This window comes from Streptomyces sp. NPDC007945 (assembly GCF_042958885.1).
Lineage (GTDB): Bacteria > Actinomycetota > Actinomycetes > Streptomycetales > Streptomycetaceae > Streptomyces.
Map to the genome: position 1 here is coordinate 574,360 of NZ_JBIBJV010000003.1, position 13,400 is coordinate 587,759.

A 13,400-nucleotide genomic window follows, 5' to 3' on the forward strand; every position below is an offset into this window, starting at 1 on the left:
GCGGGACCCCGGTGGCGGGATGCCCATGTGTCGGCCCTGCGCTCCGGGACGCCCCATGTGCGGGAGGCACGCGCTCAAGGCCCCCGCGCGCCGGGGGGCCTCGGTGGCGGGATGCTTACGTGCTGGGGCGGCCACGCGCCGAGGCGGCCACGCGCCGGGCCCGCAGGCGCGGGGACGCCCACGTGCGGGACGCCCACGCGAGGCCCCCACGCCCGAGGCTCCCCACGCCCATGGCCTCCACGCGTCGGGACACCCCGGTGCGGGGACGCCCGCGCAAGGCCCCCACGCGACGGGACGCCCACGTGTCGGGCCCCACGTACTGGGACGCCCACGCGCGCCGGGGCCACCGATCGGGGCCACCGATCGGGGCCACCGGCCGGGGCTACCGGCCGCGGCCGCTGGCCGCCGGCCGCCGACCGCGGGCCCGGGCTGGGCGGGGCCCGGGCTGGGGCCTGGCGCGGGCGGGCCAGGCGGGCGGCTCGGCGGTCAGGAGGCCTTGGCCGCCAGGGTCGCCGGCGGGACGCTGGAGAAGACGTCGTCGTAGCCGCGCACCTCGTCCCCGGAGAGCAGGTACGCCTGCGCCTCGCCCACGTGGAAGTACATCCCGTGCAGGGTGAGACTGCCGTCGGCGAGCCGTCTCGCCACCGAGTCGTACGCCCGCAGGTGCTCCAGCTGCTGCACCACATTGGTCAGGCACAGCTGCTCGACCGCGTCCGCGGGCAGTCGCCCGGCGATCCGCGCCCAGGCGTGGCGGCGGCTCGCCATGCGTTCGAGGCTCGGCAGGCCGTGCCGCAGCCAGCGGCGCAGCGGCGTCGCCGGATCGTCCGGTCCGGCGCCGAGCAGGGCCTGCATGGCGCCGCAGCCGGAGTGGCCGCACACGGTGATCGACTGCACCCGCAGGACGTCCACCGCGTACTCGATCGCCGCGGCCACCGAGTCGTCCCCGCTCTCCTCGCCGGGCAGCGGCACCAGATTGCCGACGTTGCGCACGGTGAAGAGGTCGCCGGGACCGCTGGACGTGATCATGCTGGTGACCAGGCGGGAGTCGGCGCAGGTGAGGAAGAGCTGGGAGGGGTTCTGGCCCTCCCGGGCGAGCCGCGCCAGCTCGTCGCGGACCAGCGGCGCGGTGTTCCGCTGGAACTTGCCGATCCCGTGGGCGAGCTGATGCCCCGTCCGCGCCGGAGGCTCCTGCGCCGCGGTGAGGGGCGGCGCGGGCAGCACGGCGCACTGGTGGTTGTGCCAGGGGGTCCAGGGGCGGCAGCAGGGGTGCGGTGAGGGCGGCGCGTCGCCCGCCGGGGCGGAGCTCGTATCGGACTCGGCGCCGGGGCCGGGCGCGTGGCCGCCGGGGGAGACGGCGATACGGCCTCCGGTGGGGCCGGTCAGCTCGACCGCGCCGCCATGGGCCCGGTGGGCCGCCGTCCAGTCGTTCAGCGTCTCGTACGCCGCGTGGTCCATGAACGAGCCGTCGAGCTCCACCGTCACCTCGGAACCGGCGGGGATCTGGTGCAGCGCCCGGCTCAGCCGTGGCACGGCAAGGAAGGTCAACTGCCCGCGTACGCGCAGCAGGTGGCGTCCTTCGCACTCCTCCCGGGTGATCCGGGTGCGGGCCAGCCGCTGCATCGCGACCGCGACCGCGACGGCGATCCCGAGGGCGACGCCCTCCAGGAGGCCGATCAGGACCACCCCGGTCAGCGTCGCCGCGTAGACCACGACCTCGCGGTGCCGGGTGACCGTGCGGATGTGGGTGATGCTCACCATCTGGATGCCGACGATCATGACGAGCGCGGCGAGCGCGGCGAGCGGGATCAGGTCGATCGCCGGCACGAGGAACAGCGAGGCCAGCACGATCCACAGGCCGTGCAGCATCGTGGAGGCGCGGCTGACCGCGCCCGCCGACACGTTGGCGACGCTGCGGACCGCGACTCCGGCGACCGGGAGGCCGCCGAGCGCGCCGGAGACCATGTTGGCGGCGCCCTGGCCGGCCAGCTCGCGGTCGAGGCGGGAGCGCGGGATGCCGCGGCCGCGGTCGGGGCGGGCGGCGACGAGCTTGTCGACGGCGACCGCGGAGAGCAGCGACTGCACGCTGGTGACCAGGGTGATGGTCAGCACGCCGGCGGCGATGCCGAGGACGGGGCCCTCGGGCAGTCCCGGCAGCGCGTGGCTGCTCCAGGACGGCAGGTCGACGCGGGGCACGCTGAGCCCGGCGGTCGCGGCGAGCACGGTCGCGCCGCCGACGGCGACCAGCGCGGCCGGTGCCTTGCGTGCGAGGCGGCCCGCGCGGCCCGGCAGCCGCGGCCAGCCGAGCAGGACGGCGATGGTCAGTCCGCTGATGGCGAGCGCGGAGGGGCGGACGTCCGCCAACTGCGCGGGCAGCCCCAGGGCGTTGGCCACCACGGAGCTCTGCGGGGTGCCGCCGAGGACGATGTGGAGCTGGGCCATGGCGATGGTGACGCCGATGCCGGCCACCATGCCGTGCACGATCGCGGGCGACACGGCGAGCGCCGACCGGGCCACTCTGAGCGAGGCCAGGGCGAGTTGGGAGAGTCCGGCGAGGACCGTGATGGCGCAGGTGGTGCGCCAGCCGTACCGCTGGATCAGTTCGGCGGTGACGACGGTGAGGCCGGCGGCGGGGCCGCTCACCTGGAGCGGCGAGCCGCCGAGCCGGCCGGCGACCAGGCCGCCGACGGCCGCGGCGACCAGTCCGGCCTGGAGCGGGGCTCCGGTGGCGAGCGCGATGCCGAGCGAGAGCGGCAGCGCGATCAGGAAGACGGCGATCGACGCGGAGACGTCCGCGCCGGCGGGGAGGAGGCGGCGGGCGCCTCCGGGCGGGCTGTGAGGCCGCTGGACACGTGGTCGGTTGGGCGTACGGGCGGGGGTGCAGAGGGTCATCCGGTCTCCTCGGGGCCGAACGGGTACCTCAACTCTGAGTAAACGAATCGTAATGGAGAGTAAAGTCTGCGGCATTATTTTCGGGGCAAACAGGGCAATGATTCACCGATTCCGGTGAATGGTGGACGCCTGTCCGCTTGTCGTTTCATCACCCCGCCCCCTCGGGTGCGACGTTGACGCCGCTCGGCCGCCGGACGGGGCGGAGCCGTCGGACGAAAGAGGTGGGCGGATGTCAGCCGCAGTGCGAGGAAGTACGTTCCGGAGGAAGGCGCTGGCCGCCGGTGCCCTCACCGTCGCTCTGATCGGCGGCCTGGCAGGCTGCTCGGAGCCGACCTCCTCGGAGCCCGGCACCCAGGGCGCTTCGGGCACGGACGCCGGCGCCGCGAAGAAGAAGCCCGCCGCCGCCCCGGAGAACCCGGTCCGGCTGATCGGCGACGGCTCCACCGCCTACACCGGCGCCCAGCCGCACCAGCGCACCTGGAAGAAGCTGAAGCCGGGCGAGGCCCCGCCGCAGTTCGTCGTCTTCTCCTGGGACGGCGCCGGCGAGGACAGCCAGAAGCTCTTCTCCCACTTCCGGAACGTCGGCAAGAAGTACGACGCGACCATGACGTACTTCCTCAGCGGCGTGTACCTCCTGCCGGAGGAGAAGCGGGCGATGTACGACCCGCCCAAGCACTCCGCGGGCCGCTCCGACATCGGCTTCAACGACACCGAGGGCATCCGTGACACCGTCCGCGAACTGCGCGGCGCGTGGCTGGAGGGCAACGAGATCGGCACCCACTTCAACGGTCACTTCTGCGGCGCCGACGGCGGCGTCGGCACCTGGTCCGTGGAGGAGTGGAAGAGCGAGATCCGGCAGGCCAAGTCCTTCGTCAAGAACTGGAAGACCAACGCGGGCCTGCGCGCCGAGCAGCCGCTCCCCTTCGACTACGACAAGGAGCTCGTCGGCGCCCGCACCCCCTGCCTGGAGGGCCGCGACAACTTCGTGAAGGCCGCCTCCGAGCTCGGCTTCCGCTACGACACCAGCGGCGTCAACGACCAGATCTGGCCGGAGAAGGAGCACGGCCTCTGGGACCTTTCCATGCACCTCGTCCCGGTCCCCGGCCGCGCCTTCCAGACCCTGTCCATGGACTACAACTTCCTGGTCAACCAGTCGCCGGGCACCACCCAGGGCGACCCGGGCATGCACCGCTACTGGGGCGACCAGATGCGCGACGGCCTCGTCCAGGCCTTCGAGCGCTCCTACCGCGGCAACCGGGCGCCGGTCATCATCGGCAACCACTTCGAGTCCTGGAACGGCGGCACCTACATGCGCGCCATCGAGGAGACCATCGCCACCGTCTGCGTCCAGAAGGACGTCGAGTGCGTCTCCTTCCGTCAGCTCGCGGACTGGCTGGACGCCCAGGACCCGGCCGTCATCGCCAAGATGCGCACCCTGAAGGTCGGCGAGGCCCCCGCCGGCGGCTGGTCCACCTTCCTGGCGGCCCAGCCCCCGGCCCCCGCCGCCGCACGCCGGCCCGACTCCCGCACCTGACGACCCCTCCGCCGGCGCCCCGCCCCGCCCGGTCGCCACGAGGCCGCCGTGCCGTCCGCCGGTGAGGCACCGCCCCGCCGGCCGGACGCGGCGGCGGGTCCGGCGGCGGCCGTCAGCGGGACGCCGTCGCGACGGGTTCGGCGGTCGGTTCCGTGACGGGCTCGCCGAGGACGAAGTCGGGGTCGACCTGCGCCGCCAGGTCGGCCCCGGTCTTGGCGTTGCCCCAGCTCTCCGCGTTGCGGAGGTGGAAGTGGACCATCTGGCTCGTGTAGCGGTGCGGGTCGCGGCGGGTGTACGAGGCGTCCGCCGCCTCCCGCAGGGTCCGCAGCGCGCGGTGGTTCTCGGGCTCCAGCCGCTCGAAGCGCGGCGGGCGGCCCTTCTCCATGGCCCGGACCCAGTCGGAGTGCCCGACGGTGGCCAGCAGGTCGTCGCCGACCTCCTGACGCAGGAAGTCCAGGTCGTCCGGGCCCTGCACCTTGTTGCCGACGACCCTCAGCGCGACGCCGAAGTCCCGCGCGTACTCCTTGTACTGGCGGTACACCGACACCCCCTTGCGGGTCGGCTCGGCGACCAGGAAGGTCATGTCGAAACGGGTGAACATGCCGGACGCGAAGGAGTCCGACCCGGCCGTCATGTCGACCACCACGTACTCGCCGGCCCCGTCCACCAGGTGGTTCAGGCACAGCTCCACCGCGCCGACCTTCGAGTGGTAGCAGGCGACGCCGAGGTCCGACTCGGTGAACGGACCGGTCGCCATCAGCCGCACCTCGCCCGCGTCGAGCCGCACCCGCCGGGCGCACGCCTCGTACACCGGGTTGTCCTCGCGGACCCGCAGCAGTCGCGAACCCGCCCCGGGCGGTGTCGTCTTGATCATCGCCTCGGCCGAGTCGATCCGGGGGTTGCTGCCGCGCAGGTACTCCTTGATGAGCGGCAGATGCGCCCCCATCGCGGGCAGCGCGGCCGCCTCCGTCTCGGTGAGGCCGAGCGCGACCCCCAGGTGCTGGTTGATGTCCGCGTCGACGGCGACGACCGGCGACTCTGCGGCGGCGAGGTGGCGGACGAAGAGCGAGGACAGCGTCGTCTTGCCGCTGCCGCCCTTTCCGACGAAAGCGATCTTCATGTTCACCTAGCGTAGCGGTATGAACGCGTGACGTGGTCAAGGTCTATGAAGAAGACCACTCCATCGTGGGGCGGGCCCCCGAGGCGCGTAGCCTCCTTACCTATGAGTACGCACGCCTCTGACCCCTTGGCCGCCCTCGGCACCCTGCCGGGCGTCGCCGACGCGGTGGACTCCGTACGCAAGGCCGTCGACCGGGTCTACGGCCACCGTGTGATGCGGCGCCGCAGCAACGAGATCGCCCACGAGGCTGCGCTCCGTGGCGCCCGCGGCTCGGCCGCGCTGGCCGGTGCCGACTGGGCCCTCGAAGAGGTCCGCCGCCGCACCGACTTCAGCGCCGACCCCGAGGCCCGCACCGTCGGTGCCGCCCTGCGGCTGAGTGCCGAGGCGGGCGAACTGCTCTCCATCTGGCGCCAGTCCCCGCTCCGCGTCCTGGCCCGGCTCCACCTGGTCGCCGCGGGCGAGCACGAGGAGTCGACCGGCCGCCCCCGGCAGGCCGGCGAGGCCGTGACTGAGCCGCTGATCGAGGCCCCGCTGCCCGCCCCGGACGAGGTGGCCGCGCGTCTCGACGGCCTCGCGGAGCTCGTGGTCGCCGGCAGCGAGGCCCCGGCGCTGGTCGTCTCCGCCGTGGTCCACGGCGAACTGCTGGCCCTGCGTCCCTTCACCTCGCACAACGGCCTGGTCGCCCGGACCGCCGAGCGGATCGTGCTGGAGGGCAGCGGTCTCGACCCGAAGGGCATCTGCCCGGCCGAGGTCGGCCACGCGGAGCAGGGTCGGGCCGCCTACGCGGCCGCGTTCGAGGGGTACCTCACCGGCACCCCGGAGGGCGTCGGCGGCTGGATCGCCCACTGCGGGCGCGCGGTGGAACTCGGCGTGCGGGAGTCGACGGCGGTCTGCGAGGCGCTCCAGCGCGGCGCGGCCTGAGAATCCGGCCGAGGGCTCCGGGCCCGAGAGCCTCGGGCCTGCGAGCCCGGACATGGGTTGCGGCGGTACCAACCTTCGGTACCGCCGCTGGCACGTCCACCCAGTTACCAAGCGTCCTCGATATGTGCCCATCAGGCGGGGTGCTTTGCCCTTCGCCTGGTGCGGCTGGCCCGTAATCGACGGGTCGACGTCGCGTGGGTGCCAGGTTTTTGTGCGTCAGGTCCGTGGGGCCTTCATGCTCAACAGGTGATCCTCTCGGATGTCCCAGGTCTCGCGGGCCTGCTTCCTTTCTACTCCTGTCCGCCGGTAAGCGAAAGTGGTGAGTCCGCCTCTTTCCGCTCTTTCCGGATGCTCGCGGCCTGATCGCCCGAAAAAGGGGCAGACGGTCAGCTTCCGGTGAGGACGGCCGTCGCGGCCCGGTGGCGCCGGCGGGCGGCGTACCAGACCAGTCCCGCCGTCGCCGCCGCAGCGCCCACGGCCGCCGCGGCCATCAGCGCCGGACGCGGCGGCATCCGGAAGTCCGGCACCCGCTGCTTGAGCCGCACCGGCCGGTTGAACACCAGCACCGGCCACTCCCGGGCCACCGCCTCGCGGCGCAGCGTCCGGTCCGGGTTGACCGCGTAGGGGTGCCCGACCGCCTCCAGCATCGGCAGGTCGGTCGCCGAGTCGCTGTAGGCGTAGCAGCGGGAGAGGTCGTACCCCTCTGACTTCGCCAGCTCGCGGACCGCCTCCGCCTTCGTCGGGCCGTAGGCGTAGTACTCCACCTCCCCGGTGAAGCAGCCGTCCTCGCCGACCACCATCCGGGTGGCGACGACCCGGTCCGCGCCGAGCATCTCCCCGATCGGCTCGACCACCTCGGCGCCGGAGGTGGAGACGATCACGACGTCGCGGCCGGCGGCGTGGTGCTCCTCGATCAGGGAGGCCGCCTCGTCGTAGATGATCGGGTCGATCAGGTCGTGCAGGGTCTCGGCGACGAGTTCCTTGACCTGGGCCACGTTCCAGCCTTTGCAGAGCGCGGAAAGATATTCGCGCATCCGCTCCATCTGGTCGTGATCGGCCCCGCCGATCAGGAACACGAACTGGATGTAGGCCGTCCGCAGCGCGGCACGGCGGCTGATCAGTCCGCCACGGTAGAAGGACTTGCTGAAGGTCAGCGTCGAGGACTTCGCAATGACCGTCTTGTCCAGGTCAAAGAAGGCGGCTGTGCGCGGCAAGGAGTGGTTTTCCACAACGCTGAGCATAGGTGCCCGCCATTCGGCGTACGCTGGGGCGCGTGGGTTTGCCTGAGAAGGCTCTCGGGTACACCATGGAAGTCACGGATCGTTCGCGACCGTGCTAACCCGGACCGGCTCCTCCCCCCCCGAGTCGGCCGGAGAGACGACCCCCGCTCTCCCCCCCGGCGGGGGTCGTCGCATGTCCGGAGCCGTTTTCGCCCTCTGGGCCATGGCTCCTTCCCCTTTCTTTCGCCGCCGCGTGCCCCGTCGGCGGGGGCGCGACGATCTCTCGATTCGTCACCCAGAGTAATCATCAGGCTGCGTTCCGGACAGTCCCCGGACGGGTGGTCGAGATATTCACAGGGAGGGGATTGTCCACAGTTTTTCGGTGGTCTCGGCACGTTTTCCCGTTCGGCCCCACCGTGATTCCCGTCGCGAAGTTCGCGGCTCACAGGAATCACGAGAGGGGTGGGTGCGATGCGCAAGCCGACGGTCTCCCGCACGGGAGCGGAGCGCGAGTCCATGGCGCGGGACGGGGTGACGGCGCGGGAAGGGTCCGCGGCCCGGGACGGGGAAGGGGTGCGCGGGCCCGGCCCGCTGATCGTCACGGAGGACGTGGTCCTCCTCGACGACCTGCTGCGGCTGTGCGCCGCGGCCGGTGTCGAGCCCGAGGTGCACCACCGGGTGCCCGAGCGGCGGGCGAGCTGGACCGATCCCCCGCTCGTCCTGGTCGGGGAGGACGCGGCGGCCCGCTGCCGCGGCTCCGTGCGCCGGCCCGGGGTCGTCCTCGTCGGGCGGGCCCCGGACGACCCGGAGGTGTGGCGGCTCGCCGTCGAGCTGGGCGCCGACAGCGTCCTCAGGTTGCCGGACGCCGAGTCCCGGCTCGTCGAGCGGATCGCCGACGCCGCCGAAGGGGGCGGCCGGACGGCCCTGACCGTCGGGGTCGTCGGCGGACGCGGCGGCGCCGGTGCCTCCACCCTCGCCTGCGCACTCGCGCTCGCCGCCGCCCGTTCGGGCCGGCGCACCCTGCTCGTCGACGGCGACCCGCTCGGCGGGGGACTCGACGTGCTCCTCGGCGCCGAGCGGGAGCCGGGCAGGCGCTGGAGCGACTTCACCAGCTCGAAGGGACGGCTCGCCGGCGGCGCCCTCGCGGAGTCGCTGCCCGCCTCCCGGGGCGTGCGGGTGCTGAGCTGGGGCCGGGAGCCCACCGGCGCCGTACCCCCCGACGCCGTCCGGGCCGTGCTCGCCGCGGCCCGCCGGGGCGGCGGGGTCGTCGTGGTCGACCTGCCGCGCGCCGTCGACGAGGCCGGGGCCGAGGCCCTGGCCCAGCTCGACCTCGGACTCCTCGTCGTCCCCGGCGAACTGCGGGCGGTCGCCGCCGCCCACCGGATCGCCGGCACCCTCTCCCTCGGCGTCCGCGACCTGCGGGCCGTGGTCCGCGGGCCGTACGCGGCCGGGCTCGACGAGCGCTGGGTCGCCGACGCGCTGCGGCTGCCGCTCGCCGGCGAACTGCCCTACGACCCCGCCATCGTGACGGACCAGGACGCGGGCTCCCCACCGGGCGCCGATCCCCGGGGCCCGCTCGGCCGCTTCTGTACGGCCTTCTGGGAGCAGGCGCTGCCCTCCGGCGGTGCGGCATGACCGGCACCGGCGCGGTGGAGACCACCGCCCCCGGTGCGCTTCCGGCCGCGCGGGCGGTCGGGACCGGACTCCTCGACGCCGTGCGGCAGCGGCTCGCGGCGAGCGGCGCCGAACCGACCCCGGCCCGGGTGGCGGCCGCCCTGCGGGCCCAGGGACGCCTGCTGGGGGACGCGGAGGTCCTGGGGGCCGCCGAGGAGCTGCGGTGCGAGCTGACCGGCGCGGGGCCGCTGGAGGCGCTCCTCGCCGACCCGGACGTCACCGACGTCCTCGTCTCGGCGCCCGACCGGGTGTGGGTCGACCGGGGCGCCGGCCTGGAGCGGGCGCCCGTCGTCTTCCCGGACGCCGCCGCCGTCCGGAGGCTCGCCCAGCGGCTCGCGGCCGTGGCCGGGCGCCGTCTCGACGACGCCCGGCCCTGGGTGGACGCCCGGCTGCCCGACGGCACCCGCATGCACGCCGTCCTGCCGCCCGTCGCCGTCGGCTCCACCTGCCTCTCGCTGCGGGTGATGCGCCCCCGGGCCTTCACCCTGGAGGAGCTCACGGCCGCGGGGACGGTGCCGCCCGGCGGCGACCGGGTCCTGAGCGCGCTGATCGAGGCCCGGGTGTCCTACCTGGTCAGCGGGGGCACCGGGACGGGCAAGACGACGCTCCTGGCCGCCCTGCTCGGCCTGGTCGGGGAGCGCGAGCGGATCGTCCTCGCCGAGGACTCGGCCGAACTGCGTCCGGACCACCCCCACGTGGTGCGGCTGGAGGCCCGGCCGCCGAACCAGGAGGGAGCCGGCCTCGTCACCCTCCGGGACCTGGTCCGCCAGGCCCTGCGGATGCGGCCCGACCGGCTGGTCGTCGGCGAGGTCCGCGGCGGCGAGGCCGTCGACCTCCTGGCGGCCCTCAACACCGGGCACGAGGGCGGCTCGGGCACGCTCCACGCCAACACGGCCTCCGACGTGCCCGCCCGGCTCGAAGCGCTCGGCACGGCCGCGGGACTCGACCGGGCCGCCCTCCACAGTCAGCTGGGCGCCGGACTGTCCGCCGTGCTGCACCTGGTGCGCGACCCCGACGGGCGGCGCCGGATCGCCGAGGTCCACGTCCTGGAGCGGGACCGGGACGGTCTGGTGCGGACGGTGCCCGCGCTCCGCTGGGCCCCGGCCGGCTTCGAGCGGGAGCGGGGCTGGCCCCGGCTGCGCGAGCTCGTCGGAGGCGCCCCGTGACCTGGGGACTGTACGCCGGGTTCTGTCTCCTGGCCGTCGGCTCCCTGCCCGCCCTCCGCCAGGCTGCCGGGCGCCGCCGGGCGGTCCTGCGGGCACGGACGCTGCTGCCCGGCGAGGGGACCGGAGACGGGAGCGGGCGCCTCGGGCGCGCTGCCCTCGGCCGCTGGTGGGCGGCCGCCCGCGGACGGCCGGAGTGGCTGTGTCTGCCCGCCGCCGGACTGATCGCGTGGCTGGGCGGGTCGCCGCTGCCGCTGGTCGCGGGCGCGCTGGCCGTTCCGCTCGTGCGGCGCCGGTTGCGGATGGCCGGGGCGCGCAAGGAGCGGGAGGCGCTGGCCGGGCGGGTGGTGGCGCTCTGCGAGGCCGCAGGCGGTGAGCTGCGGGCCGGTCGCCAGCCCGGTCACGCCCTCGCCTACGCGGCCCGTCGAACCGGTGCTCTCGGCGCGGAGGAGGCGCGGGTGCTCGCCGCGGTCGGCTTCGGCGGTGACGTACCGGCGGCGCTGCGGAGAGCGGCGCGCCGGGAGGGGGCCGAGGGTCTCGCGGGCCTCGCGGCCTGCTGGCAGGTCGCCGTCGACAGCGGCGCGGGACTGGCCGCCGGCCTCGACCGCTTGGAGGCCGCCCTCCGCGAGCAGGGCGAGCGGCGCGAGGCGCTGCGGGCCGAGTTGTCCGGGGCGTGGGCCACGGTGGCGGTGCTCGCGGCCCTCCCCGTGGCCGGGATCGGCCTCGGCGCGGTCATGGGCGCGGAGCCCCTGCGGGTGCTGCTGCACACCCCGGCCGGAGGGGCCTGCCTGGTGGTCGGCGGCGCCTTGGAGGCCGCAGGGCTGTGGTGGGCCGCGCGGATCGTGCGGGGAGGAGGCGGCGATGTGGAGTGACCTGCTGGTGAGGTCGGCCCCCCTGCTGCTCCTGGGCTGCTGGTTGCTCGGTCGGGCCTGGCTGCGGCTGGCGCGGGTGCGCGGCGGGCGGGGTGCCAGACGACGGCTCGGCGGACTGTTGGCGGATGCCGGTGGCGGGCCCTCCGGGACCCGGGCCGGGAGGCGGACGCCGAGGTGGCGGCAGCTGACGGCGGGACTGCGGGAGGTGCCGGTGCCGGTGGGGGCGGCGGTCGTGGGCGGGGCGCTCTGCGCGGGGGTGTTCCTCGGGGCGCCGGCGGCGCTGCTCGCGGGAGCGGGCGGAGTGCTCGGTGCCCGGTGGTGGCTGCGGCGGGCCGGTGCCTCCCGGGTGTCGGCCGCGGACCGGGAAGCGGCGGCACGGCTCCCGCTGGCGGCCGATCTGCTGGCCGCCTGTGTCTCGGCCGGAGCCGGGCCGGGGGAGGCGGCGGAGGCCGTGGGGCGGTCTCTGGGCGGACCGCTCGGGGAGCGGCTGCTGCGGACCGCGGCCGAGCTGCGTCTCGGCGGGGAACCGGCGGAGGTGTGGGGGAGGTTCGGCGCGATACCGGGCGCCGAGGGGCTCGCCCGCTGCCTGGAGCGGGCCGACGCCTCCGGGGCACCCGCCGCGGAGGCGGTGGCGCGGCACGCGGCCGCACTGCGGGCGGCGACCGCCCGCGCGGCCGCCGCCCGGGCCCGCCGGGCCGAGGTGCTGATCAGCGCCCCCGTGGGGCTGTGCTTCCTGCCCGCGTTCCTCGCGGTCGGGGTGGCCCCGGTGGTGATCGGCCTGGCGAAGGGCCTGCTCGGCCCCTGAAAGACGACATGACACGACGACACGACATGACGAAGTGAACCGACGGAACGACGGAGGAGAAGACAGATGCGAACGGCATACACGCGAACGGCGTACACGCGGGTGCGGACGGCGCTGCGCGGGTTCTGGACGACCCGGCGGGCGGCTCTGCGGACCGACGACGGCATGAGCACGGTCGAGTACGCGCTGGGCACGCTCACGGCGGCCGGCCTGGCCGCCGTGTTCTACAAGGTGGTGACCGGCGGCTCCGTATCGGGCGCCCTGGAATCCCTGGTCACGAAGGCGCTCGATGCGCCGTTCTGACCGCGACCGGGGATCGGTGACCGTGGAGGCGGCGGTGGCGCTGCCGGTGCTCGCGCTCTTCGCGATGGCCCTGCTCTGGGCGCTGGCGGCGTCCGCCGCGCAGATCCGGTGCGTGGACGCGGCCAGGGCCGGGGCGCGGGCGGCCGCCCGCTCGGAGCCCGCGGAGGCCGTGGTGGCCGCCGCCCGGGCCGCCGCGCCCGAGGGGTCCCGGGTGGCGGTGGCGCGGGAGGGCGAGCTGTGGCGGGTGACCGTGGAGTCCGCGGCGCCCGGGCCGGGCGGCCTGGGCGTGACCCTGCGGGCCGGGGCGGCCGCCCTCGCCGAGGACACGGTCGGGGGAGGTGGACCGGGGTGAGGCGCGGACACGGCGACCGGGGCGTCGCCAGCGTGTGGACGGCCTTCGCGGCTTGCGCCCTGTGCGTGGTCTTCGGAGCGGTGCTGGCGCTCGGTCAGGCGGTGGCCGCCCGGCACCGGGCCGGTGGCGCGGCGGACCTGGCGGCCCTCGCCGCCGCCGACCGGGCGCTCTGGGGCGAGCCGGAGGCGTGCGGGGCGGCCCGCCGGGTCGCCACCGCCCAGGGCGTCGAACTCCTCCACTGCCGCCTGACCGGCGCCGAGGCGGAGGTCACGACCCGGACCGCCGCCGGCCCCTGGACCCCCACGGCCAGATCCCGCGCGGGCCCAGCCACCCCCGGCCCTCCCCCACCTGCCCCGCAGGCGCCGGGCCTTCCGGCTTCCGGTCCTCCGGCACCTGACCCGCAGGCGCCAGGCCCTCCGGCTGCCGGCCCTCCGGCTTCCGGCTTTGCCCCTGGTTGACCCGCCGGTCCCGGCCCTCCGGCTTCCGGCCTTCCCTCAGCCGGGCCGCAGGCCCCTGGTCGACCGGCGCCGGCTCGGCTGCCGAGGCT

12 protein-coding genes are annotated in these 13,400 nt (G+C 75.3%); 9 read left to right on the top strand and 3 right to left on the bottom strand.

Annotated features, from left to right (window positions below; all coding sequences use genetic code 11):
• Nucleotides 1–486 precede the first annotated feature (486 nt).
• A complete protein-coding gene (locus tag ACFZCF_RS13485) occupies nucleotides 487–2,889 on the bottom strand; it encodes a SulP family inorganic anion transporter (RefSeq protein ID WP_391286596.1) in 2,403 nt (800 codons plus the stop codon).
• A gap of 229 nt (nucleotides 2,890–3,118) precedes the next feature.
• Here ACFZCF_RS13485 and ACFZCF_RS13490 point away from each other — a divergent pair, with 229 nt between their 5' ends.
• Nucleotides 3,119–4,423: a hypothetical protein gene (locus tag ACFZCF_RS13490; RefSeq protein ID WP_391286597.1), complete on the top strand. Its 1,305-nt coding sequence runs from the start codon at nucleotides 3,119–3,121 to the stop codon at nucleotides 4,421–4,423.
• Nucleotides 4,424–4,535: 112 nt separating this feature from the next.
• Here ACFZCF_RS13490 and ACFZCF_RS13495 read toward each other — a convergent pair whose 3' ends face one another.
• Nucleotides 4,536–5,543 carry an ATP-binding protein gene (locus tag ACFZCF_RS13495; protein ID WP_391286598.1) on the bottom strand — a complete coding sequence of 336 codons (1,008 nt, stop codon included), beginning with the start codon at nucleotides 5,541–5,543 and terminating at the stop codon, nucleotides 4,536–4,538.
• A 102-nt stretch (nucleotides 5,544–5,645) separates the two neighbouring features.
• On the opposite strand from ACFZCF_RS13495, the gene ACFZCF_RS13500 reads away from it, so the two are divergent.
• A complete protein-coding gene (locus ACFZCF_RS13500) occupies nucleotides 5,646–6,464 on the top strand; it encodes an oxidoreductase (protein ID WP_388443182.1) in 819 nt (272 codons plus the stop codon).
• Between the two features lie 386 nt (nucleotides 6,465–6,850).
• Here the strand turns inward: ACFZCF_RS13500 and ACFZCF_RS13505 are convergent, their stop codons facing one another.
• The gene (locus ACFZCF_RS13505; protein WP_388443185.1) at nucleotides 6,851–7,705 is read right to left on the bottom strand and encodes an HAD family hydrolase; all 855 of its coding nucleotides are present in this window, start codon (nucleotides 7,703–7,705) and stop codon (nucleotides 6,851–6,853) included.
• A 495-nt stretch (nucleotides 7,706–8,200) separates the two neighbouring features.
• Between ACFZCF_RS13505 and ssd the strand changes: the two genes are divergently transcribed.
• The 7 genes from ssd (at nucleotide 8,201) to ACFZCF_RS13540 (ending at nucleotide 13,311) form a co-directional block, all read left to right on the top strand.
• Entirely contained in the window at nucleotides 8,201–9,319 is a 1,119-nt protein-coding gene (gene ssd, locus ACFZCF_RS13510; protein ID WP_388443536.1) for a septum site-determining protein Ssd, read from the top strand.
• Complete coding sequence (locus ACFZCF_RS13515; RefSeq protein WP_391286599.1) at nucleotides 9,316–10,524, top strand: TadA family conjugal transfer-associated ATPase; 1,209 nt, start codon at nucleotides 9,316–9,318, stop codon at nucleotides 10,522–10,524. Before ssd ends, ACFZCF_RS13515 begins: the two co-directional genes overlap by 4 nt.
• On the top strand, nucleotides 10,521–11,393 hold the full coding sequence (locus tag ACFZCF_RS13520; protein WP_391286600.1) for a type II secretion system F family protein: 873 nt from the start codon (nucleotides 10,521–10,523) through the stop codon (nucleotides 11,391–11,393). The genes ACFZCF_RS13515 and ACFZCF_RS13520 overlap by 4 nt, the downstream gene beginning before the upstream one ends.
• Entirely contained in the window at nucleotides 11,383–12,198 is an 816-nt protein-coding gene (locus ACFZCF_RS13525) for a type II secretion system F family protein (RefSeq protein WP_391286601.1), read from the top strand. Before ACFZCF_RS13520 ends, ACFZCF_RS13525 begins: the two co-directional genes overlap by 11 nt.
• 66 nt (nucleotides 12,199–12,264) lie before the next feature.
• Complete coding sequence (locus ACFZCF_RS13530; RefSeq protein WP_388443197.1) at nucleotides 12,265–12,501, top strand: DUF4244 domain-containing protein; 237 nt, start codon at nucleotides 12,265–12,267, stop codon at nucleotides 12,499–12,501.
• Nucleotides 12,488–12,853 (top strand): TadE family type IV pilus minor pilin, encoded by a 366-nt coding sequence (locus tag ACFZCF_RS13535; RefSeq protein ID WP_388443200.1) that lies wholly within the window; start codon nucleotides 12,488–12,490, stop codon nucleotides 12,851–12,853. Before ACFZCF_RS13530 ends, ACFZCF_RS13535 begins: the two co-directional genes overlap by 14 nt.
• Nucleotides 12,854–12,918: 65 nt before the next feature.
• The gene (locus ACFZCF_RS13540) at nucleotides 12,919–13,311 is read left to right on the top strand and encodes an Rv3654c family TadE-like protein (protein WP_391286679.1); all 393 of its coding nucleotides are present in this window, start codon (nucleotides 12,919–12,921) and stop codon (nucleotides 13,309–13,311) included.
• The last annotated feature ends 89 nt before the right edge of the window (nucleotides 13,312–13,400 follow it).